Annotated in this window: 20 protein-coding genes and 2 tRNA genes; 10 read left to right on the plus strand and 12 right to left on the minus strand. The window is 58.8% G+C overall.

Features of this window, described 5'->3' with window-relative positions:
* Positions 1 to 466 (minus strand): hypothetical protein (locus tag K8I84_RS00515; RefSeq protein ID WP_223792769.1); only part of this gene is annotated, 466 nt, incomplete at its 3' end.
* 35 nt (positions 467 to 501) lie between these two features.
* Here K8I84_RS00515 and K8I84_RS00520 point away from each other — a divergent pair.
* Both K8I84_RS00520 and K8I84_RS00525 read left to right on the plus strand, forming a co-directional pair.
* On the plus strand, positions 502 to 2046 hold the full coding sequence (locus K8I84_RS00520; protein ID WP_223792770.1) for an Ig-like domain-containing protein: 1545 nt from the start codon (positions 502 to 504) through the stop codon (positions 2044 to 2046).
* 185 nt (positions 2047 to 2231) lie between these two features.
* Positions 2232 to 3944, plus strand: a complete 1713-nt coding sequence (locus tag K8I84_RS00525; protein WP_223792771.1) for an Ig-like domain-containing protein — start codon at positions 2232 to 2234, stop codon at positions 3942 to 3944.
* Between the two features lie 52 nt (positions 3945 to 3996).
* On the opposite strand, the gene K8I84_RS00530 is transcribed toward K8I84_RS00525, so the two are convergent.
* The 10 genes from K8I84_RS00530 to K8I84_RS00575 form a co-directional block, all read right to left on the minus strand.
* Positions 3997 to 4947 carry an alpha/beta fold hydrolase gene (locus K8I84_RS00530; RefSeq protein WP_223792772.1) on the minus strand — a complete coding sequence of 317 codons (951 nt, stop codon included), beginning with the start codon at positions 4945 to 4947 and terminating at the stop codon, positions 3997 to 3999.
* Positions 4948 to 5146: 199 nt separating this feature from the next.
* A tRNA-Met gene (locus tag K8I84_RS00535) sits at positions 5147 to 5223 on the minus strand.
* A 93-nt stretch (positions 5224 to 5316) separates the two neighbouring features.
* Complete coding sequence (ychF, locus tag K8I84_RS00540; RefSeq protein WP_223792773.1) at positions 5317 to 6408, minus strand: redox-regulated ATPase YchF; 1092 nt, start codon at positions 6406 to 6408, stop codon at positions 5317 to 5319.
* A gap of 117 nt (positions 6409 to 6525) precedes the next feature.
* Positions 6526 to 7113, minus strand: coding sequence for an aminoacyl-tRNA hydrolase (pth, locus tag K8I84_RS00545; RefSeq protein ID WP_223792774.1), 588 nt, complete (start codon positions 7111 to 7113; stop codon positions 6526 to 6528).
* Positions 7114 to 7134: 21 nt separating this feature from the next.
* Positions 7135 to 7785 (minus strand): 50S ribosomal protein L25/general stress protein Ctc, encoded by a 651-nt coding sequence (locus tag K8I84_RS00550; RefSeq protein ID WP_223792775.1) that lies wholly within the window; start codon positions 7783 to 7785, stop codon positions 7135 to 7137.
* A 168-nt stretch (positions 7786 to 7953) separates the two neighbouring features.
* Entirely contained in the window at positions 7954 to 8904 is a 951-nt protein-coding gene (locus K8I84_RS00555; protein ID WP_223792776.1) for a ribose-phosphate pyrophosphokinase, read from the minus strand.
* 52 nt (positions 8905 to 8956) lie between these two features.
* Positions 8957 to 9031: transfer RNA gene (locus tag K8I84_RS00560), tRNA-Gln, on the minus strand.
* A gap of 19 nt (positions 9032 to 9050) precedes the next feature.
* Positions 9051 to 9914, minus strand: a complete 864-nt coding sequence (ispE, locus tag K8I84_RS00565) for a 4-(cytidine 5'-diphospho)-2-C-methyl-D-erythritol kinase (protein WP_223792777.1) — start codon at positions 9912 to 9914, stop codon at positions 9051 to 9053.
* Positions 9911 to 10543, minus strand: a complete 633-nt coding sequence (gene lolB / locus K8I84_RS00570; RefSeq protein ID WP_223793701.1) for a lipoprotein insertase outer membrane protein LolB — start codon at positions 10541 to 10543, stop codon at positions 9911 to 9913. Before lolB ends, ispE begins: the two co-directional genes overlap by 4 nt.
* A gap of 8 nt (positions 10544 to 10551) precedes the next feature.
* Positions 10552 to 12300: a tetratricopeptide repeat protein gene (locus K8I84_RS00575; protein WP_223792778.1), complete on the minus strand. Its 1749-nt coding sequence runs from the start codon at positions 12298 to 12300 to the stop codon at positions 10552 to 10554.
* 234 nt (positions 12301 to 12534) lie between these two features.
* On the opposite strand from K8I84_RS00575, the gene hemA reads away from it, so the two are divergent.
* From hemA to K8I84_RS00595, 4 genes are read left to right on the plus strand one after another with little or no spacing between them, the layout of a single operon-like run.
* A complete protein-coding gene (hemA, locus tag K8I84_RS00580; RefSeq protein ID WP_223792779.1) occupies positions 12535 to 13824 on the plus strand; it encodes a glutamyl-tRNA reductase in 1290 nt (429 codons plus the stop codon).
* Positions 13821 to 14909: a peptide chain release factor 1 gene (gene prfA / locus K8I84_RS00585; RefSeq protein WP_223792780.1), complete on the plus strand. Its 1089-nt coding sequence runs from the start codon at positions 13821 to 13823 to the stop codon at positions 14907 to 14909. The genes hemA and prfA overlap by 4 nt, the downstream gene beginning before the upstream one ends.
* Complete coding sequence (prmC, locus tag K8I84_RS00590) at positions 14899 to 15768, plus strand: peptide chain release factor N(5)-glutamine methyltransferase (RefSeq protein WP_223792781.1); 870 nt, start codon at positions 14899 to 14901, stop codon at positions 15766 to 15768. The genes prfA and prmC overlap by 11 nt, the downstream gene beginning before the upstream one ends.
* A gap of 10 nt (positions 15769 to 15778) precedes the next feature.
* Entirely contained in the window at positions 15779 to 16528 is a 750-nt protein-coding gene (locus K8I84_RS00595; protein WP_223792782.1) for a HesA/MoeB/ThiF family protein, read from the plus strand.
* Between the two features lie 80 nt (positions 16529 to 16608).
* Here the strand turns inward: K8I84_RS00595 and phrB are convergent, their stop codons facing one another.
* Positions 16609 to 18009 (minus strand): deoxyribodipyrimidine photo-lyase, encoded by a 1401-nt coding sequence (gene phrB, locus K8I84_RS00600; protein ID WP_223792783.1) that lies wholly within the window; start codon positions 18007 to 18009, stop codon positions 16609 to 16611.
* Between the two features lie 152 nt (positions 18010 to 18161).
* Here phrB and K8I84_RS00605 point away from each other — a divergent pair, with 152 nt between their 5' ends.
* Genes K8I84_RS00605 through rimK form a run of 4 tightly spaced genes read left to right on the plus strand, consistent with a single transcriptional unit; the run spans position 18162 to position 21260 of the window.
* Positions 18162 to 18977 (plus strand): hypothetical protein, encoded by an 816-nt coding sequence (locus K8I84_RS00605; RefSeq protein ID WP_223792784.1) that lies wholly within the window; start codon positions 18162 to 18164, stop codon positions 18975 to 18977.
* A gap of 15 nt (positions 18978 to 18992) precedes the next feature.
* A complete protein-coding gene (locus tag K8I84_RS00610; protein ID WP_223792785.1) occupies positions 18993 to 19877 on the plus strand; it encodes a mechanosensitive ion channel family protein in 885 nt (294 codons plus the stop codon).
* On the plus strand, positions 19861 to 20358 hold the full coding sequence (locus K8I84_RS00615; RefSeq protein ID WP_223792786.1) for an ATP-dependent zinc protease: 498 nt from the start codon (positions 19861 to 19863) through the stop codon (positions 20356 to 20358). The genes K8I84_RS00610 and K8I84_RS00615 overlap by 17 nt, the downstream gene beginning before the upstream one ends.
* On the plus strand, positions 20355 to 21260 hold the full coding sequence (gene rimK, locus K8I84_RS00620) for a 30S ribosomal protein S6--L-glutamate ligase (protein WP_223792787.1): 906 nt from the start codon (positions 20355 to 20357) through the stop codon (positions 21258 to 21260). The genes K8I84_RS00615 and rimK overlap by 4 nt, the downstream gene beginning before the upstream one ends.

The raw sequence follows: 21260 nt of genomic DNA on the forward strand, positions 1-21260 counted from the left end.
GAGCCTGAACCGGAGCCTGAACCGGAGCCTGAACCGGAGCCTGAACCGGAGCCTGAACCGGAGCCTGAACCGGAGCCTGAACCGGAGCCGGAGCCAGAACCGGAACCTCCACCACCTCCGCCTCCGCCTCCGCCACCACCAGAGCCTGAGCCGGAACCAGAGCCTGAGCCGGAACCAGAGCCTGAGCCGGAACCAGAGCCTGAGCCGGAACCAGAGCCTGAGCCGGAACCGGAACCGGAACCTGAGCCGGAACCGGAACCGGAACCTGAGCCGGAACCGGAACCTGAGCCGGAACCGGAACCGGAACCTGAGCCGGAACCGGAACCGGAACCGGAACCTGAGCCGGAACCTGAGCCGGAACCGGAGCCTGAACCGGAGCCGGGGCCGCCACCTCCGGAGCCAGAACCGGAACCTGAGCCGGAACCTGATGGCGATACAGGTCCACTGCTCGTTGAGGGGCAGTCACTTGCGTTCGAACCGCTGGTATTCCAGGAGCCTTTGGTGGGAGCGTCAACATCGATCGCTATTGCTACAACGCCTGAAAGTGAAGCGCTCGACGTTGACCGGACGGATACGGTCAGTGCCCAGTTTGGAGAAGACATTCTGGTTACCAGTGTCAGTGACAACAGCCTGACTCTCAGTGCCGATGGCCAGCCAGTCGATGGGGCTCTGCAATTCGATGCCCAATCCAACATTCTGGCCTTTACGCCAGAGAAAAAGCTGCCGAAGTCGACTCGGGTAGAGGCAACCGTCGACGAGGGCGTGGCGGATATTGAAGGCAATGTGCTGGGTGCCGAGTACCGCTGGTCCTTCATGACCGAAGGCGCTTCCTGGGGTGATGGGGAAGTGCTGCAAGTCAGTTCCGGCCCGCTCTCGAACCTGCAGTTTGCTGCCAATGACGACGGCGATACCCTCGTGGTGTGGGTGCAGAACCAGCATGTCTTCGCCAGCCGCTTTGATGCAGCCTCCGGAAACTGGTTGAGTGCAGAACGTGTGGGCAGCAATGCCGGCGCTACAGCGAGGCCTCATGCTGCCATGAGCCCGACGGGCGATGCCGTTGTGATCTGGAATAACGCTGACGATGGGGCACTCTACGCAAGGCGATGGAGCACCCTGCTGGGTAGCTGGGAAAGCGAACGCCGTGTTGGCAATCTGGCCGGGGAGGCAGATTATCCGCAGGTGGCCATGGATGCCCAAGGTAATGCGCTGGCCGTATGGCAGCAGCGCGATGGCCAGGCATTGAGTATCTTCGCCGGCCGTCTTTCCGCAGGCAGTGAAAACTGGGCAGCCCTCGATCGGATTGATACTCATCCCGACGAAAGCCACCAACCCACGGTTGCCATGACTGCCGATGGCGAGGCCGTCGTGGTGTGGCGACAGAGGGTGTCTGCCTTCGGCAGCCTCAGCACGTTTGATGTTCATGCCAACCGGCTTGTTTCCGGAGTGTGGCAGGGCGTGGCAGCGCTCGGTGACGGCGTCAATTCGGTCGCGTCACCTCAGGTGGCGGTGGACTCGGCGGGCCGGGCTTTCGTCGTGTGGCGCCAGAACGATGGCGGAAGTCAGGGCATCTATGCGACGTCCACGACGGAGTCTGGTCACTGGGGCGTGGCTGAACGCATCGGTATTGCCGGTGCCAGCGTCACCCGGCCGGATATAGCAGCCGATGGCCCGGGAAATGCCTTTGTGGTCTGGCAGCGTTACGACAACAGTGGCTCTCGCATCCAGGTTAACCGGTTTAGCAGCGGTTGGCAGGGAGCGACGACGATACAGGCCAACCTTGAGCGGGCCGATATGCCCAGTATCGCCACCAGCGGAAGCGGTGATGCGGTTGTTGTCTGGTCTCAGCGTGAGGGTAGCGGATTCTTCGCGGAAGCCCGGACCTACGTGGCCAGTGAAGGGGGGTGGGGGAGCATCACCCGCCTGAGCGGTGCATCCATAGAGCTGTTTGCGCCGGAGATCGTGATGGCTCCGAATGCCGACGCAGTAGCTGGCTGGGTTGAAGTGAACGACGGCGGAAGTGCGCTGCAAACGAACCGGTATGACTGACGTGGGCGCTCCCTGGGGCGGCTGGAGTTGCCCCACTGAGCGGCTGCCTGCGACTAAGGCAGGGCAGACCATTCTTAATGTTGTTTTAAAGTGTGCGTAGTATCACATTGTTTCTATACTACTTGGTTAATTGGACACCAAGAGACCTTCGACCTTCCGCCTGGCGCGATCAAGGAAGCCGAGCCATGAATACCAAACCGTCGTCCAGCGCTGTGATCCTGGCGCTCTGTGCTCTCGTGTTTGGCTGTACCGAAAGTGAGACAACCTTTAAAGAGGACACCGGCTCCGGGGCGGCCCAGATACCCGGGGCCGATCCGGGGTCCGGTGGATCTGCCCCCGACCCGAGCGGCGGCCCGGAACCCCGTCTAAGCCCGCCGCGGGTTATTGCCACTACGCCGGAAAACAATGCCGGCGAGGTCGATCGCACCGCTGATATCAGCGTCCGGTTTAGTGAAGACATCCTTGGTACCAGTATTTCCGGCAGCAGCCTGACGCTGAGCGCTGGTGGTGAGGCTGTTCCCGGCGCCGTTCGGTTTGATGCGGAAACCAATACCCTGAATTTTTCACCGGAAGACCGCTTGCCAAAGACAGCCCTCATCGACGCGGTTGTGGATGATCAGGTTGCTGATCTGAACGGGAGCTCCCTGGGGGAAGCATACCGATGGTCCTTTACCACCTCCGGGCCATATTGGGCAGACGCGGTTGCCCTGGACGCAGACTCAGGCCCGGTCATCGGGCCCCAACTGGCCAGCAACGCAAGAGGCGATGCCATTGTTGTCTGGGTCCAGGACGAGGACCTGTATGCCCGAATTTTCGATGGGGATGACGGCTCATGGCGCAGTATCGAGCGCATCAAAGGGAAGGTGGAAGACAGCGCCAGGCCCCATGTGGCAATGGATCCTTCGGGCAATGCGGTGGTGGTCTGGAGTAAGGAGAACAATGATCGCGTCTACGCCCGACGATTCGACGCAGGCCGTGGAATTTGGGAAAAAGACACCCGCATCGGGGGTGACGACGCCAGTAACCCCAGAGTGGCTATGGACGCCCGGGGTGGGGCTATCGCAGTCTGGCAGCAACGTGGGGCTCTCTCGAACAACATCTACGCGAGTCGGTTGGCGCCGGAAAGGGGCGACTGGGGTGACCCTGTGCGTCTTGAAAACCTTTCTGATCACAGTCGCCGGCCGCAAGTCGCCATGGATGCCAGTGGTAACGCGGTGGTCGTCTGGCGACAGCGGGTTAGTCTTTTCAACATCTTCAATACCTTCACTGTCTACGCGAATCGATTCATTACAGGTTCAGGATGGCGTGGTCCGGAGGCCGTTGGCCCCAGCGTGAACTCCGCGGCCCCACCGGAGTTGGCGATGGACCAGTCAGGCCGGGCCTTTGTTGTCTGGAGGCAGTCGGATGGTGGCAACCAAAATATCTACGCAAGTCGCGTGGTGGGCTCAGGAGGATGGTCGGGTGCGGTGCGTATCGGCTCGGGCGTCCCCAACGGTGTTCAGCCCCACATAGCAACGGATGGTCGCGGCAACGCCTTTGTTACATGGCGACAATTCAGTGACGGACGCTATCGCATTCAGGTAAACCGGTTCAGTGGTGGCTGGCAGGGAATCACCAACCTTCAGAACACCGCTGACCGGGCCGACTACCCAAAGGTTGCGGCTGCCAACGGCGATGCCGTTGTGGTGTGGGTGCAGCGTGAGGATGGTGGGTATTACATAAATGCCCGAAGTTTTGATCGTGGCGAGAATGCGTGGGAAGACCGGGAACGCATCAGTGGTGTTTCCGGTGCTCCCTTTGAGCCTGGCATCGCCCTGGGTGCTGATGGCGATGCCCTGGCTGCCTGGATTCAGGTCTCTGGTGGGCAAAATGATCTGATGGCCAATCGGTATTACTAGGGGCGAGGAGTGTGCAGGTTTACGTGCCGATGATCGCACATTAACTCTTTAGTTATGGGCCAAGTATGGCTGGAATCGGAGGGTGTCCTCTGTCGACCAGATTCTGCGCCTTGGTCCGGCCGTGGTCCTGAATTCCCTGAATGAACTCAGTGATGGCTTTCGAGTACGCCGGCCAGTTCTCGAACATCGGCATATGTCCACTTCCTTCAATGAACACCTTTCGCGAGCCAGGAACGGCATCTGCAAGTTCGTGTGTGCGCTCGATAGAAACATACGGATCTTTGTTACCGCATAGAACGAGAGCTGGACGCTTGAGTGATGGCAGGTGAGGGGTAAGGTCCAGCCTCACCAGGTCCCGGAAGTAGATGCCCATGGAACGCCGGCAGGTTTTCTGCATCGCCGGGAAATAGTACTGCAGGTAACCCGGAAACTCCGCGTGGGCGAAAAACTCCCCGGGAGAGGCCACGACATCCCGCATGAACAGCCGATGAATGGGCTTCGAGAGGGAATTCATCTTCAGAATCATGGACACGAGGCCTAGCCCCATCTGGCCCAAGCGGGTTGCCAGCCACTGAAAGGCGGCATATACCCCGTTTTCTTCCTGCCCCGTTAAGGCACTTCCCATCGCGATGACGCCCAGGACACGATCAGGATGCCGGGTTGCGGCGAAAAGGGCGGCCTGCCCGCCTGTGGAGTGGCCGACCAGGATGCATGGCTGGTCGCCGATCAGTGTGTCAATCTGCTCAAGCAGGGCGTTCGTGAGTCGCTGCTCGTTAATCTGCTCTGAGCTTGAAAGGCTTGCTGAGGGGTAGTGCCCGGGCAGGGCAATGGCGTAGACCGGACGGTCGCCAAACACGGATAAATGGGGCGGGTGCCAGAAATACACCGAGCTGATCAGTCCGTGGATCAGAACAACGGGGACACCCTTACTGTGTTCGTTGAACGCCAGACATGTGTATCCGGGCAGTTTTATCTGTCTGGGGCCGCTGAAATCCTGGGGCATAGGTGGGTATCCGTTCCACGTGTGTTTTCTTCGTTTCCCATCGTAGACGCGACGGGCTGGAAAGCCTACCTTGCGGACTCCTTTTTCGGAGCTGGTTCAATGTTTCGTCGCGGGAGTCGATATGTCGACTAGCTCTTGTCAGGGCGGGTCACCATGGAGGCAAAAAAAAAGCCCGCTAGGAAGCGGGCTTTCGAAAAACTGGTAGCAAGGGGCGGAGTCGAACCGCCGACCCCAGCATTATGAGTGCTGTGCTCTAACCAACTGAGCTACCTTGCCAAATCGTTCTGGGCATCGCCCCAAACGAGGCGCGTATTTTCAGCATTTGTGCGGGGGCTGTCAAGGCCTCCGGCCAGCTTTTTCCAGCAAAAATTACACGTTAAAACGGAAGTGAATAACGTCGCCGTCCTTAACGATGTAATCCTTGCCTTCCAGGCGCCATTTACCCGCTTCCTTGGCACCGGCTTCGCCGTTGCCTGCCACGTAATCGTCGTAGCTGACCACCTCTGCCCGAATAAAGCCCCGCTCGAAATCGGTATGAATCACGCCGGCAGACTGGGGCGCTGTTGCGCCGATCTTGGTGGTCCAGGCGCGGACTTCCTTAACGCCGGCGGTGAAATAGGTCTGCAGGCCAAGCAGGTTGTAGCCGGCGCGAATCACGCGGTCCAGGCCAGGCTCTTCCATGCCCATTTCATCCAGGAACATGCTCTTTTCGTCATCCTCCAGTTCGGAAATTTCGGCTTCAATTTTGTTGCAGATGGGCACGACAACGGCGCCTTCCTCTGCCGCGATGGCCTTTACCTCATCCAGGTACGGATTGTTCTCGAACCCGTCCTCGCTGACGTTGGCGATGTACATGGTGGGCTTGACGGTCAGAAGGCACAGCTCCCGGATCAGCGCTTTTTCTTCGTCGGCCAGATCCATGCCGCGCACGGGCTTACCCTCGTTCAACACCGGCAGAAGTTTCTCGAACACCTCAAGTTGGGCTTTGGCCGTTTTGTCACCGCTCTTGGCGACGCGCTGTACCCGTTTGATGGCGTTCTCGACGGTGTCCATATCGGCCAGCGCCAGTTCGGTGTTGATGACCTCTATGTCGGCAGCCGGGTGTACCTTGTTAGCGACATGGATAACGTTGTCGTCTTCGAAGCAGCGGACCACGTGGGCAATGGCATCGGTCTGGCGAATATTGGCGAGGAACTGGTTGCCCAGGCCTTCGCCCTTGGAGGCACCGGCCACCAGGCCTGCAATGTCCACAAATTCCATGGAGGTGGGCACCACGCGCTCGGGTTTGACGATCTCGGCCAGTTTGTTCAGGCGCGGGTCCGGCATGGGGACCACGCCGGCGTTGGGTTCAATCGTGCAGAACGGAAAGTTCTCGGCGCCAATGCCGGCTTTGGTCAGCGCGTTGAACAGGGTGGATTTGCCGACGTTGGGAAGGCCAACGATGCCGCAGTTAAAGCCCATGGAATGCCTCTGCTGATGCTTGAAAAAATGTGGCAGGATTATACCGGTCGAGGCACCGGGGTGCGAGTAGGAGGAATACGGAGTTGGTGCCGCCAGGCCCTCGGGCAGGGGGAAGAGTTACTCGGACTTGAAACTGTGCAGCCGGTTCATGGCAGCCGCCAGTTTGCCATTGGCCGCATCCGGTAACACCCGAATCACTTCATCAATCACAGCGTCCAGTTGCTCATGCTCACGCTTGCCAAAACGGCCCAGAACGTAGCCGGTCACCTGTCGGCTGTCGCCGGGGTGTCCGATACCGAGGCGCAGGCGTTGGAAATCGCGAGTGCTAAGATGGCTGATGGTATCCCGCAGGCCGTTATGTCCACCGTGTCCGCCGCCTTTTTTCAGCTTGGCGGTACCGGGTGGCAGGTCGAGTTCGTCGTGGGCGACGAGAATCTGCTCGGGGGTGATCTTGAAGAAATCCGCCAGTGCCTTGATGGAGAGGCCGCTGCGGTTCATGAAGGTGGTGGGGTTCAGAAGATGCAGGTCCATGCCCTGCCAGTGAATGCGGGCGTACAGCCCGTGGTATTTGCGCTCGGGGCGCAGCGACTGGCCCGCATGGCGGGCCAGTGCCTCGACGAACAGGGCGCCGGCATTGTGGCGGGTATTTTCATAGTCGGAACCGGGGTTACCCAGCCCCACCACCATGAGAATGTCCTGTGCCATGTGCCGTCGCCCCGGGAGAACTTACTCCTCGCCGCCTTCTTCGCCTTCACCTTCGCCTTCGGCGTCCTCGGCTTCGTCAGCCTTGGTGCCCTTGGGCATGTGAATAGCAACAACCGGCAGGTCGTGGTCCTCACCTTGCTGCAACGCAGCGATAACAACACCCTTGGGCAGTTTCAGGTCGCTCAGGTGAATGACCTGGTCCATTTCTACGTCCTGCATGTCCACTTCGATGAACTCAGGCAGGTTCTGCGGGCGACAGATCACTTCTACTTCGTTCATCTGGTGGGTCACGATACCACCCTGATTCTTCACGGCAGACGCTGTTTCTTCATTAATGAAGTGCAGCGGTACGTTGACGTGGATGTCGTGGTCCTTGTCCACACGCAGGAAGTCAGCGTGGGTCAGGATCGGCTTGTACGGGTGACGCTGCAGGTCCTTCAGGATGACGCTTTCTTTCTTACCCGCGATATCGACGGTCAGAACGTGTGAGAAGAAGGCTTCGTTTTCGAGGGCCTTCTTCAGCTCGTTGTGCCAGATGGAAATGGCAACAGCGTCTTTTCCGCCGCCGTAGATGATGGCCGGAATCTTACGCTCTTCGCGACGCAGGCGGCGGCTCGCACCTTTCCCCTGATCGTCACGAGGAAATGCTTCAATCACAAAATCCTGAGACATGGTATTACCTCACGTGTCATCTGATCGGCCCGCGACCAGGCTCGGTTCAGATGATGGTTAATATAGCCGGGAAATTTTTCCCGACCGACGAAAAGGATCGGGAGCCCATGGTAGGCTCCCGATCCGTTAACTGCGTTCCTGGCCTGAACCCGGTTTCCCGGACGTCGTTCAGGCGTTATCGAACATGGCGCTGATGGACTCTTCGTTGCTGACGCGACGAATCGACTCTGCCAGCAGTCCGGCCATTCCGAGGACGCGGATTCTATCACAATTCCGGGCTTTGTCATCCACCGGAATGGTGTCGCAGACAACCAGTTCATCCAGGGTGGAGGCGTTGATGTTATCGATAGCCGGTCCGGACAGTACCGGGTGGGTGATGTAGGCAACGACGCGGGAAGCACCATGTTCCTTGAGCGCGTTGGCCGCTTTGCACAGGGTGCCGGCGGTATCGATGATGTCGTCTACCAGGATGCAGGTCTTGTCTTTGACGTCACCGATGATATGCATGACCTGGGCTACGTTCGCTTTCGGGCGACGCTTGTCGATGATGGCCAGGTCGGCGTCGTCAAGTTTCTTCGCCACGGCGCGGGCGCGAACGACACCGCCAACGTCTGGTGAAACCACGACGAAGTTTTCAAAACGCTGCTTTTCAATGTCTTCGAGCATGACCGGGGTGGCGTAGATGTTGTCCACTGGAATGTCGAAGAAGCCCTGAATCTGGTCAGCGTGCAGATCGACGGTCAGTACGCGATCCACGCCGATGCTGGAAATCATATCGGCAACGACTTTGGCGCTGATGGCGACCCGGGTAGAACGTACCCGGCGATCCTGGCGTGCGTATCCGTAGTAGGGGATTACCGCAGTAACGCGAGTCGCGGAAGCACGACGCAGTGCGTCAGCCATCACGATCAGTTCCATCAGGTTATCGTTGGTCGGGTAGCAGGTCGGCTGGATGATGAAGACATCATGGCCGCGCACATTTTCGTTGATTTCGACAGCGGTTTCGCCGTCGCTGAAACGGCCAACGGTGGCCTGGCCCATGGGAATGTGCAGTTTCTGCGCGATGGCCTTGGCAAGTTCCGGATTGGCGTTGCCAGCGAAAATCATCAGTTTGGACACGACGGCATCCTTCTCAGTATCAGCGTTTGATTCAGAGCGAGCGGGAGAGAGGTGGCTGGGGTGGCAGGATTCGAACCTGCGCATGACGGGATCAAAACCCGTTGCCTTACCACTTGGCGACACCCCAGTATCGTGCTTTCTTGGCATCAGTTTAGCTCTGTCAGCTTTTCGTGTAGAGGTGAAATGTTCACCCCTCTAGCTACGAACCCCGTGATGCCGGAGGGTTTGCTTTCCCAGATAATCCGGGCTGCGGATTCTGTCGGGAAACGTCCAAAAATGCAAGCCCCGGTTCCGGTTAATCTTGCAGGTCCGAATTGTGTCAGCCAGTCCAGGCTTTCTTTAACCTCAGGATACAGTTTGCGAACTACATCCTCACAGTCGTTTCGGTACCTCGAGGCGTCTCCCTCAAAAGCGGGCGCTATTTTGATTCTCGGGGTGTCCCTTGTCAACCCTTCCTCGGAAAAAATCTTGCCGGTGTTGATGCTGCAGTCTGGCTTGAGAACAACGAACCAGTCTTCGGGAGGATTGGCTGGTGTGAGCTGCTCGCCAACGCCTTCACCGAAGGCGGCATGGCCGCGTACGAATACCGGCACATCGGCGCCCAGGCTCAGGCCGATGTCCGCCAGTGCATCGGCAGACAGGTTCAGCTCCCAGAGGTAATTCAGCCCTACCAGTGTGGTGGCAGCATTGGAACTCCCGCCTCCAAGTCCGCCCCCCATGGGAAGGCGCTTGTCGATGCTGATGGCTACGCCCGGAAGAGGGTGCCTGGCCTGGTCGATCAGCGCATTGGCTGCCCGGATGATCAGATTGTCTTCCTCTGTAACGCCAGGAAGGGATTCGGTCAGGCGGACTCCCGGCTGGTCGGGGGTCAGGGTGAACGTGAGGTCGTCGCCGTAATCCAGAAACTGAAACAGGGTCTGCAGTTCGTGATAGCCATCCGGTCGGCGGCCAACGATGTGCAAAAACAGGTTCAGCTTTGCCGGAGATGGCAGGGTAATCGAGGTCTTCACTTTGTGTTTCCGAGTTCTCGCCAATCGCTGATGACCAGTCGAACCCGTTTGTCGTCCTTCAGGGCGGTGATTTTCGCAGGCAGACTCGGGTGGCTGGGCAAGAATTGTTGCCAGCGGTCGTAGCGGATTTCCCAGCCGGATTGGCGAATGATGGCCAGTTGCTGATCGGTGCCGAACAGCAGTCGAAAATCCTCGCCCGGGGCAGGCAGTCCACGTATCCACCAGATCAGATGGTTCAGCGGCAGTTGCCAGCCGGTGGCTGCTTCGACCAGGGCTTCCGGATCACCGGATTGGTAGATGTCGCCACCGGGAAGGGTCAGTTCAATGAATCCCGGCGTACCTTTCAGTCGAGTGCTGCCCATGCCGAGGAACGATGACGACAGGGCGAGGTCGTAAACCTCGCCCTTCTGTACCCACTGGTTAATCAGGGCCGTACCACTGTCAGAGGGTTGGCGGATGGCCAGTTTACCCATCAACCGCCAGTGGTCGAACTGGCGAAGCTGTTCGCTTCGCCCGGTCCAGTTGGCCGGGGGTTGCTCAGTCATGCCTTCTGGTAATGGTTCCACCTGTATGGTGGTACAGGCGGAAACGAGAGCGATCAATGGAAGGAGCAGCCAGAAGCGGATCAGCTGTGTCATTAATTGTCGCTGCTTTCGGTCAGTCGTTCGATGGTTTCCCTGAGAATCTCGTGATCCGGATCCATGTCCAGCCCTTCTTTCCAGATGATGCGGGCCTGCTCGCGCGCGCCAGTTGTCCACAGTGCTTCGCCATAGTGGGCGGCGATTTCCGGATCGGTGTATTCGGACCATGCCCGGGACAGGTAGTCCAGTGCCTGCTCTACATCGCCCTCAAGAAACAGGACCCAGCCCATGCTGTCCAGTATGGCCGGGTTCTCCGGGTCCAGTGCCAGGGCCCGTTCGATGTAATTGCGGGCCTCGTCCAGCCGGTCAGTCTTGGTGGTCAGGATGTAGCCCAGTGCGTTGAGGGCTACCGAGTTGCCCGGATCCTGGTTGATGATGAGCTGGAGGTCTTCCTCCGCCGGGGCTGTTTGCCCCTGCATGTCCAGCAGCATGGCCCGGGCATACCGGATCTGAATGTTTTCGGGATAGAGTTCTACTGCTCGGGAGGCGCTTTCGAGCGCAGTCTGCTCTTCTTCCTGTTCCATCAGCAAGTTGACTTCCAGCAGGCGATAATTTTCATCCTGTGCCGGGTTGGCCTCGCGAAGATTGCGTATGTTGCTGACTGCTTCGTCGAGCTGATCGTTCTCGGCAAGAAGCGCGCTCTTTCGAGCCAGTGCGGAAAAGTAGAAATTGCCTTCTGCCACTCGTCCATAGTAGTTGATGGCGGGCTGGATGTTGCCTTCGCCGTCTTCGATCCGTCCGAGGTAGTAATTGGCTTCGCTGATATGGTGACCTTCTTCAATCAGCTGGGTGAGGTCTTCCCGAGCCAGATCTGTCTCGCCGTTTTCAATGGCCACCAGTGCATGGGATAACCGCAGGCCCGGAGTATCCGGAAACTGGTTGACCAGTCGATCGAACTCGTCCTGCGCGGCGCGAACCTCCCCTTCGTTAATCAGTACACGGCCATACAGGGTGCCCATCTGGCGGTTGGATGGGTAGCGTCGGGTGTTGGTGAGCAGATAGTCGAGGGCTTTTCTCTTTTGTCCGGTCTGGTAGAGAAGATCGCCCTTGAGGGTGATGCCCGGCTGAAAGTTCGGGTTGTCCTCGAGTAGGGCGTTTACGCGGCTGAGAGCTTCGTCAGGGCTGCCGTTCATTTTCAACAGTAAGGCAGTGCTGTATTCCAGTTCCACCGATTCGGGGTGCTGCTCGGCCATTTCCTTGTAAAGGGCCAGAAGCTCTGCCTGCCGTTCGGGAGGAAGGTTGCTGGCCATGATGGCTAGGGCGTCGAAGTCGGCATCGGCCCCCAGGTCCATCAGGGTTTCCATGTGCCCGAGCGCCGCTTCCAGTTCATTTCTTTTTACCGCCTGGATGGCAGCGATGCGATGCGCCTCCACGCTGTCTGGTTCGACCTCAAGCCAGAGGTTGGCCAGTTGCTGCTGTGCGTTGTCGCCATTAAGCGACTGGGCAATCCGCATCGCGCGGGAGATGACTCCCTTGTCGCGGGACCGCTTGGCGGCCTGGAGGTAGTTGACGAGGGTGATGTCGTAGCGACCACGCTGAGCTGCAATTTCCCCGGACAGCAGGAGGTAAAGTACTTCCGGCTCGAATTCCGCGTATTCGATGGCTTCTTGCTGTTCGCCTGCGGCCTCGGCTGGAGCCGGTTCCTTTTGCTCTGCCGGCTCTTCGTTAGGGCCGGTCAGGCTGGCGCAGCCCGTGAGCGAAAGTGCGATCAGGCAGCTGGTCAGCAGTGGTGCGAATTTGTACATGCATCTTCCCATGATTATGTCGACAGCGCGTCAAGCGTAACGGCCGCGAATAACTGTTATACGCCGAGAAAGCACGCAGCCGTGGCCGAGCCCCTATAATGGCATAAGCCTTTCATCTTGCCCAACCTGTCCGCACTTCCCGAATCGACAGGGCTTTATGGTGGCAGTAGCAGGCTCTGACCGGTAAAATGCCGGAAAATATCCCCTGAATCCGTAAGGTTGTTCAAACCCGATATGGCACTGGTTACGCTCGGTATCAATCATCGTACTGCTCCCGTGGAGCTGCGCGAGCGCGTTGCGTTTACGCCCGAGCGAATGGCCGAGGCGTTCACCGAACTCCGCGCCGCCTCCGGCGCCAGTGAAACAGCCATCCTTTCCACCTGTAACCGCACCGAACTTTACCTGGCCGGTGATGACGACTGTGCACCGCTGGTCCTGCGCTGGCTGGCTGGTTTTCATGATGTGGATGTGGCGGATCTTGAACAGTCCTTCTATGTGCACAGGGATGGCGACGCGGTTCGTCACATGATGCGAGTTGCTGCAGGGCTGGATTCCATGGTGCTGGGCGAACCCCAGATTCTCGGCCAGCTGAAGGACGCCTATGCCCTGGCGCGGGAAAACCAGGCCAGCGGGTCCTTCCTGTCGCGGTTGTTTGAACAGACCTTCTCCGTCGCAAAACGTGTCCGGACCCAGACCGCCATCGGTGAGAACCCGGTGTCTGTCGCCTATGCGGCCGTCAGTATGGCCCAGCATATCTTTTCCGACCTGTCCCGTAACAAAGCGCTGCTGATCGGGGCGGGCAATACCATCGAGCTGGTGGCAAAGCACCTGTCCGATGCCGGCGTTACCGAGTTTCTGGTGGCCAATCGCACCCTGGAACGTGCGCAGAATCTTGCCGGCCAGTATGGTGGGCAGGGCCTGTTGTTGTCCGATATCCCTGAACACCTGGCAGACGTCGATATCATCATTTCCTCTACCGCCAGTTCCTTGCCCATCCTGGGTAAAGGCGCGGTGGAGCGGGCCCTGAAAACCCGCAAGCACAAACCCTATTTCATGGTGGACATCGCCGTTCCCCGGGACATTGAGCCGGAAGTGTCGTCTCTGGATGACGTGTACCTCTATACCGTGGACGATCTGCGCCAGGTCATCGAAGAGAATATCCGTTCCCGCGAAGGGGCTGCCCGTGAGGCGGAAAACCTGGTGGCTGCAGGGGTTCAGGATTTCCAGAAGCAGTTGCGTGCCCTGGATGCGGTTTCGACGCTCAAGCAGTTCCGGCGCCGTGCCGAGATTCTGCGTGATATGGAAACGGAGAAAGCTCTCCGGTCACTGCGCAGCGGCGGCGACCCTGAGACGATTCTGCGAAGCCTCGCCCGAGGCCTGACCAACAAACTGTTGCATGAACCTTCGGTCCAGGTGCGTAAAGCGACCACCGAAGGACGCCCTGAGGTCACGGAGTGGCTGCGTGAGCTCCATCAGCTGGACGCGTTGGAAGCCGACGAGCCGACCACCACGGAAAAACTATGAAACCATCGATTGAAAACCGTCTCGATCATCTGAGTGATCGTTACGAGGAGGTCAGCGCGTTGCTGAGCGAGGCCTCGGTCATTTCCGATCAGAGTAAATTCCGGGAGCTGTCCCAGGAATTCGCCGAGATTGAGCCGATTGTTCAATGTTTCAAGGCCTGGCGGGAGTCGCTTGCGGACATTGAAGCCGCTCGGGAGCTGGCTGAGGATGGCGACGCAGATATGCGCGAAATGGCTGCCGAGGAGCTGGAGGCGGCCCAGGCCAGGAGCGAAGAGCTGGATGAAGAACTCCAGCGTCTGATGTTGCCCAAGGATCCGAACGATAAGAAGAGTGTGTTCCTCGAGATTCGTGCGGGAACCGGCGGTGATGAGGCTGCGATCTTCGCCGGCGATCTTTTCCGCATGTACAGCCGCTACGCTGAAAAGCGGCGCTGGCAGGTGGAGCTTCTGAGTGAGAGTGAAGGCGAGCACGGTGGCTATAAGGAAGTGATTGCCCGGGTCGGTGGTGAGGGCGTCTACGGCGCGTTGAAATTTGAGTCCGGCGCCCACCGGGTTCAGCGGGTTCCGGAAACAGAATCCCAGGGTCGTATTCACACCTCGGCCTGTACCGTGGCCGTCATGCCCGAGGCCGATGAGGCCGAAGCGGTGGAGATCAACAAAGCGGATTTGCGGGTGGATACCTTCCGTGCCTCTGGGGCGGGTGGTCAGCACGTTAACAAAACCGATTCCGCCATCCGGATTACCCACCTGCCTACGGGCATCGTGGTGGAGTGTCAGGAAGAGCGTTCCCAGCATAAGAACCGCGCCAAGGCCCTGAGTCTGCTGGCGTCCCGGTTGCAGAATGTCGAAATTGAACGCCAGCAAAAGGAAGTGGCGGAAACCCGCAAGAGCCTGGTGGGCAGTGGTGACCGGTCCGAGCGTATCCGCACCTATAACTTCCCCCAGGGGCGGGTGACTGATCATAGGATTAACCTGACGCTGTATAAGCTGGACGAGGTCGTGTCCGGTGATCTCGACGCGGTGGTGGTTCCTTTGCAGCAGGAGCACCAGGCCGAACTCCTCGCCTCGCTGTCTGATGATCAGTAAATCCTCACTGACCTGTGAGAGTCTGATAAGAAAGGTCGCTGAGCGCATCGGCGGTGACAGCCCCCGGCTGGATGCAGAGCTTCTGCTCAGCCATATCACCGGCCTGAGTCGTACCAGTTTTCGTGCCTGGCCCGAGCGGCTAATTACTCCGGAGCAGGCGGAATCCTTCGAGCGGCTGGTGCTCGACCGTATCACGGGCAGACCGATCGCCCATTTGCTCGGCCATCAGGAGTTCTGGTCGCTGCCTTTGCGTGTAAGCCCTTCTACCCTCATTCCCCGTCCCGATACCGAGTGTCTGGTGGAGCAGGCCCTGACACTTGATCTTCCCGAATCAGCCAATGTCCTGGATCTTGGCACCGGTACCGGCGCCATCGCGCTGGCGTTGGCCAGTGAACGACCGAACTGGCAGGTGACCGCCTGCGATGTTGTCGAAGAAGCGGTTGAGCTGGCCAAGAGCAATGCCCGGGAGCATGGGCTGCCGGTGCAGGTGTTCCAGAGTTCCTGGTTTGCGAGCCTGCCGCCAGGTCGGTTCGATCTCATTGTGTCGAACCCTCCTTACATTGCTGCGGATGACCACCATCTGGGGGAGGGCGATGTGCGCTTTGAGCCGACATCTGCGCTGGTGGCCGGACAGGATGGACTGGACGATTTGCGGCTGATCGTCGACCAGGCGCCGGATTGGCTGAATACCGGCGGTTGGCTGCTGGTGGAGCACGGATACGATCAGGCGAATGCCGTACAGGCGCTCTTCCGAGATCGAGGTTTTGGTGCAGTTGAAAGCCGAAAGGACTATGGTAATCAAGAGCGTATGACGCTCGGGCAGTGGCCCTCCAAGGGCGTTAAGGAACCGCAAACATAAGGACAATTCCATGCTCAGCGACGAGGAACTGATTCGCTACAGCCGGCAGATTCTGTTGCCCCGTTTTGATGTGGCAGGTCAGGCAAAGCTGCGTGAGGCCAGCATTCTGGTGGTTGGCGCTGGCGGACTGGGTTGCCCCGTTGCCTTGTATCTGGGAGCTGCCGGTGCAGGGAGCCTCACCCTGGTTGATGACGACATAGTGGAGCTGGCCAACCTGCAGCGGCAGATCGGGTTCGATCAATTGCAACTTGGCGAGCCGAAGGCCGCTGCCCTGGCCGAGCGGGTGCGGCAGATCAACCCGCTGGTGGCCGTGGAAGCCATCACGGCGCGTCTGGATGGGGACTTGTTGCATCAAAAGGTTGCCGCAGCATCACTGGTGGTGGACTGCAGTGACAACTTTGCCACCCGCTTCGCCCTGAATCGCGCCTGCGTGAAAGCCGGTGTGCCGCTGGTATCCGGTGCGGCCATCCGTGGCGAAGGCCAGCTCGCGGTGTTTGATCCTCGCGATAACGAAAGCCCCTGCTACCACTGCCTGTACCCCGAGCAGGGCAATGAAGACCTGAGCTGCTCCCAGGCCGGTGTGATTGCACCGCTGGTGGGCATGATCGGTTCGGCGCAGGCCATGGAAGCCCTCAAGATGGTATCGGGTGTGGGGACACCGCTCGTCGGGCGATTGCTGGTTCTGGATGCCTGGGACATGCAATGGCGGGAGATGAAGCTGGCGCGTGATCCTGAGTGCCCGGTGTGCGGTCTGCAGTGACCGCAGCTGGGAGTATGTCGAGCCTGGCAAGGCCTGCCAGTCTCTCCTGTAGACTCCTGAGTTGCCTGCCCCCCCCTGAATCAATCCTTCAGTGCCTGAAACTTGGCTATTGCTTCTTTTCGGCTTTCCTTCAGGTCCACGATTGGCCTGGGATACCCGCCGGGAATCACGCCCCCCTTGCCGGGGTCATGAATCCGCTTGTTATCCAGTTTCGCCAGTTCGGGCACCCACTGGCGGATGAACAGCCCCTTCGGGTCGAACCGTTCACTCTGGGTGGTGGGGTTAAACACCCGGAAGTAGGGCGCCGCATCGGTTCCGGTTGAGGCACTCCACTGCCAGCCGCCGTTGTTCGAGGCCAGGAATCCATCCACCAGCTTGGACATGAAGTAGGCTTCGCCAAGCCGCCAGTCAATAAACAGGTTCTTGGTCAGGAACATCGCGGCGATCATTCGCAGGCGATTATGCATCCAGCCTGTCTTGTTGAGCTGGCGCATGGCGGCATCAACAACAGGTATCCCGGTGTTACCCGTTTTCCAGGCCTCGAATGTATCACCCGGATCGTTCCACTGAAGGGCCTCGGTTTCTTGTTTGAAGGCCCGGTGCATACTGATGCGGGGATAGTGATACAGAATGTTGATGTAGAAGTCCCGCCAGGCGATTTCGCTGATCCAGGTGACGTATCCCTCCTGGTTGCCTCCGCCTCCTTGGGCTTCCCGGGCGGCGAGCAGGCACTGCCGGCCGGACAGAACGCCATTGGCCAGGTAGGGCGAAAGCTGGCTGGTGCCATCAATAGCCGGGAAATCCCGGTCTTCTTTGTACCGACCGGCGGATTCTTCGAGAAAGGTCTCAAGTTGCTGATGCGCGGCGGTTTCCCCGGTTTCGACGAGGGGCGTGGGGGCCTCCCGGAAAGCGTCCGGGATGTCGGTCAGCTTCTCTGGCTTGATCGCTGCACCTTGCGACGAAGGGCGAGGCAGAACCACCGGCTGGTTTTCCTCAATCCACGCCTTCCAGCGCCGAGAAAACGGAGTGAATACGGAGTAGGGTTCATCCTGTTGGGTGAGCACCGCGCCCACCGGGGCAACGGTTTGATCGCGATACTTGCAGACATCCACGCCCAGCTCGTCCAACCGTTGCTTCAGGCCCTTGTCCCGGCGGCGTTCGTTAATGCCGTATTCCTCGTTAAAGTGGAGTCGGACAATGCCCTGTTCCCGACAAAACTGTTCGAGCTTTTCCACGCTGTCGTCAAACGTTTGGGCCTGGATAAACGTCAGGGGGATGCCGAGCGCGGACAGGTCCTCGGCCAAAGCGTTGGCGTGGGCGATCACGAACTGAACCCGTGCGGGAGACCAGTCGTGTTCCTGCCACTGGCGCGGTGTGACCACAAAGCAGGCCTGTACGCCGTTATTCTGTTTGCATGCCGCTGTCAGGGCGGGGTTGTCGGCGACCCGCAAGTCGTTACGAAACCAGACCAGTTCTTTCATCGTCTGTCCTGTTGGGTGGTCGGGGAGCGAATAGGCGTAACTACGACTAATTGATTCAATGAAATCACAGACTTGGGTATTCGTTGTGGGCGAGTGTTTGGATTATAGTAGACGCCGTATCGCTTCATTGTTACAGGAGATGCCCAGCAGACATGGATTCGGTAGCCGAGGGCCGTAGTGACGGCGTGTGGGCAAAGCCCTACAGTTTGTCGTCGGGGCAAACCCAGTATCATGAGCTTGGTCAGGTTCGCCTCTGGATCACGTTGCTGGATCGCGAATGGCAGGTAAGGGCTCAGACCCTGGAATCGGGAACAGACCCGGTCACCTGGACGGAAGGCGTCAGCCATGTGCTGCCCTCAACCGACGTTCCGCTTCAGCGGTTTATCCGGACCACCGATACGGACACCGAATCCGTTACTTTCATCCCGGCGGTCGCCTCCCTGCCAACGGTGATCCGCCCATACCAGGCCATGACCATACCTGCCGGTCAGCGCTGTGTGATTTACGTTGGAACCCTAGTGTGGATGAAGGTCTGTGTTGGTGAGAGTCAGTCGGTTCTGACGGAAGTCCCGCTGGCGGTGCCCTCCATGACCTGGGTTGGTCCCAACACAATGGAAGGCGAACTTTGTTATTCATCGGCCAGTTTTGCACGTCTGGTGCTGGAAGCGGTGCCCAAGCGACCCTGGCGAGCCATTACCCCGGTGACCATCATCAACCGACGAAAGGAGCCTCTGCTGCTGGAGCGCTTCAGCCTTCCCACGCCGTTGCTGTCGCTCCACTTGAATTCGAAGGGGCAGCTGTGGACGCCTGGTGTGACGGTGGAGTGTGAAACCGATATGAATTCTGCCACCCTGCGTGTGGACCAGGCCCTGATGCCGGCGGCCGGAGACGCCCAACAAGTTGGGCCGGCCCGGGAGCGGGTTTCCCGTGGCCGACTGATTCGGGCCTTTGACCGGATGTTCGGGTAATTCAAGGAGCAGACATTGGAAGACAACGCGGGCACCGACGCCCTGTTCGGATGGATCAGCACTGACCTCAGCCAGTGGCTGAATGCGGCGTTTCTGGTGATTCTTGGGCTGATACTTGGCTCGTTGGCAGCCAGGAGTATCTCCCGGCTCATTGGGGACCGCACATCCCGGCACCATAATGTCGTTATCCGGCGCCTGGTGTTTTATGTGGTGGTCCTGCTGTTTGCCATGGCGGCCCTTAGGGAAGCCGGCTTTTCCCTGGATGTGGTGCTGGGGGCAGCTGGTATCCTGACCGTTGCCCTCGGTTTTGCATCCCAGACCTCGGCGTCCAACATGATCAGCGGATTATTCCTTTTGATGGAGAAATCCTTCGAAATTGGTAACGTGATTGAGGTGGAGGGAACCATCGGTGAGGTGGTGGCGATCGATTTGCTGAGTGTCAAACTGCGCACGCCGGACAACCTTTACGTTCGTATTCCGAACGAAACCCTGATCAAGTCCAGAGTGGTGAACCGGTCGAGGTTCCCGATACGCAGGCTCGACCTGGTCGTAGGGATTGCCTACGCTGAAGATGTAGAGCGCGTGGAAACCTTGTTGCTCAAACTGGCCGAAAACGAGCCGGTTTGTCTTGAGGAGCCAAAGCCCTTTGTCGTAGTCACGGCCTTCGGTCCATCGTCAGTAGACGTGCAGTTTTCCGTCTGGGTGCCGCAGGACAAAGTCCTCGATGGGCGTAGCAGCATCATGGTGGCCATCAAGAAAATGCTTGATCGCGAAGGCATCGAAATCCCCTTCCCACATACCAGTGTCTACGCGGGCAGCCACTCCGCACCGTTCCGCGTTCAGCTTCTGGGACCGGACACTCAAGATAATAAGGAAATTCTGGATGTCGACGAAAAATGAGAAAGGCATCGAGCCTGATGAGCAGGTCACCGACAGCGCCAAAATAGCCCTGGGCTGGCGAGAATGGGTCGCACTGCCTGACCTCGATATCAACCGGATCAAAGCCAAAGTGGACACGGGCGCCAGAACGTCCTGCCTGCACGCGTTTCGCACGGAGCCCTACACGGAAAACGGTGAACGCAGGGTCCGATTCTGGGTCCATCCGGTGCAAAACGATCTGCATGAAGTGATTGAATGCGATGCCAGGATTCTGGATGAACGTGTGGTATCCGACTCCGGTGGCCACCGTGAGGAGCGCCTGGTGATCGAAACAACGCTGGTTGTCGGGCAGCAGCGCTGGCCCGTTGAAATGACACTAACGAACAGGGATTCCATGCGTTTCCGGATGTTGTTGGGACGTACGGCAATGGCCAGACGCGCTGTTGTCCACCCTGAAGCCTCGTACCTCGCCGGAGAACCGGACCTAAGGACTGACGTATGAAAATTGCGGTTTTATCCCGGAATAAGAATCTGTATTCCACCCGACGCATGGTGGAGGAGGGCATCAATCGGGGGCACGAAGTACATGTCATCGACTGCCTGCACTGCTCCATGAACATCACCTCCGCCAACCCCCAGATCCATTATCACGAGGAAATTCTGGACGGGTTTGACGTGGTCATCCCCCGGATCGGTGCTTCGGTCACCTTCTACGGCACGGCTGTGCTGCGTCAGTTTGAGATGATGGGGGTTTTCCCTGTTAATGAGTCGGTCGCAATTTCCAGATCGCGGGATAAGCTTCGTTCACTGCAGCTTCTGGCCCGAAAAGGCGTGGGCATGCCGGTGACAGGCTTTGCCAACAAGCCGGATAACGTGCCCGAGCTGCTTAAAATGGTGGGCGGTGCGCCGGTGGTGATCAAGTTGCTGCAGGGCACCCAGGGTATTGGCGTTGTGCTGGCGGAAACCCGCAAGGCGGCGGAGAGTGTGATTGAGGCCTTCATGGGCTTGAAAGCCGATATCCTTGTGCAGGAGTTCATCAAGGAAGCGGGCGGTGCGGATATTCGCTGCTTCGTGATCGGCGACAAGGTCATCGCTGCAATGAAGCGGCAAGGGGCCGACGGGGAATTCCGCTCCAATTTGCACCGTGGTGGTACGGCCTCCCTGGTTCGGATTACTCCGGAAGAAAGGCGCACGGCGGTCATGGCGGCCAAATCCATGGGGCTGAATGTGGCTGGTGTGGACTTGCTGCGTTCCAGCCGTGGGCCACTGGTGATGGAGGTGAATTCCTCACCGGGGCTGGAGGGCATTGAGAGTGCGACCGGCAAGAATGTCGCCGGCATGATCATCAACTGGACCGAAAAGAACTACAAGCCGTGGAAAACAAGAACTAAAGGGCGGGGATGA

It is taken from the genome of Marinobacter sp. F4216 (assembly GCF_019931195.1).
In the GTDB taxonomy this organism is placed as follows: domain Bacteria; phylum Pseudomonadota; class Gammaproteobacteria; order Pseudomonadales; family Oleiphilaceae; genus Marinobacter; species Marinobacter suaedae.

What these genes read in the sequence shown, in the direction of transcription:
- prmC (WP_223792781.1), top strand. Translation starts at nt 14,899, where the DNA reads ATGATCAGTAAATCCTCACTGACCTGTGAGAGTCTGATAAGAAAGGTC.
- rimK (WP_223792787.1), top strand. Translation starts at nt 20,355, where the DNA reads ATGAAAATTGCGGTTTTATCCCGGAATAAGAATCTGTATTCCACCCGA.
- ychF (WP_223792773.1), bottom strand. Translation starts at nt 6,408, where the DNA reads ATGGGCTTTAACTGCGGCATCGTTGGCCTTCCCAACGTCGGCAAATCC.
- phrB (WP_223792783.1), bottom strand. Translation starts at nt 18,009, where the DNA reads ATGAAAGAACTGGTCTGGTTTCGTAACGACTTGCGGGTCGCCGACAAC.
- K8I84_RS00525 (WP_223792771.1), top strand. Translation starts at nt 2,232, where the DNA reads ATGAATACCAAACCGTCGTCCAGCGCTGTGATCCTGGCGCTCTGTGCT.
- K8I84_RS00530 (WP_223792772.1), bottom strand. Translation starts at nt 4,947, where the DNA reads ATGCCCCAGGATTTCAGCGGCCCCAGACAGATAAAACTGCCCGGATAC.
- K8I84_RS00605 (WP_223792784.1), top strand. Translation starts at nt 18,162, where the DNA reads ATGGATTCGGTAGCCGAGGGCCGTAGTGACGGCGTGTGGGCAAAGCCC.
- prfA (WP_223792780.1), top strand. Translation starts at nt 13,821, where the DNA reads ATGAAACCATCGATTGAAAACCGTCTCGATCATCTGAGTGATCGTTAC.
- K8I84_RS00595 (WP_223792782.1), top strand. Translation starts at nt 15,779, where the DNA reads ATGCTCAGCGACGAGGAACTGATTCGCTACAGCCGGCAGATTCTGTTG.
- pth (WP_223792774.1), bottom strand. Translation starts at nt 7,113, where the DNA reads ATGGCACAGGACATTCTCATGGTGGTGGGGCTGGGTAACCCCGGTTCC.
- hemA (WP_223792779.1), top strand. Translation starts at nt 12,535, where the DNA reads ATGGCACTGGTTACGCTCGGTATCAATCATCGTACTGCTCCCGTGGAG.
- K8I84_RS00550 (WP_223792775.1), bottom strand. Translation starts at nt 7,785, where the DNA reads ATGTCTCAGGATTTTGTGATTGAAGCATTTCCTCGTGACGATCAGGGG.
- K8I84_RS00615 (WP_223792786.1), top strand. Translation starts at nt 19,861, where the DNA reads ATGTCGACGAAAAATGAGAAAGGCATCGAGCCTGATGAGCAGGTCACC.
- K8I84_RS00575 (WP_223792778.1), bottom strand. Translation starts at nt 12,300, where the DNA reads ATGTACAAATTCGCACCACTGCTGACCAGCTGCCTGATCGCACTTTCG.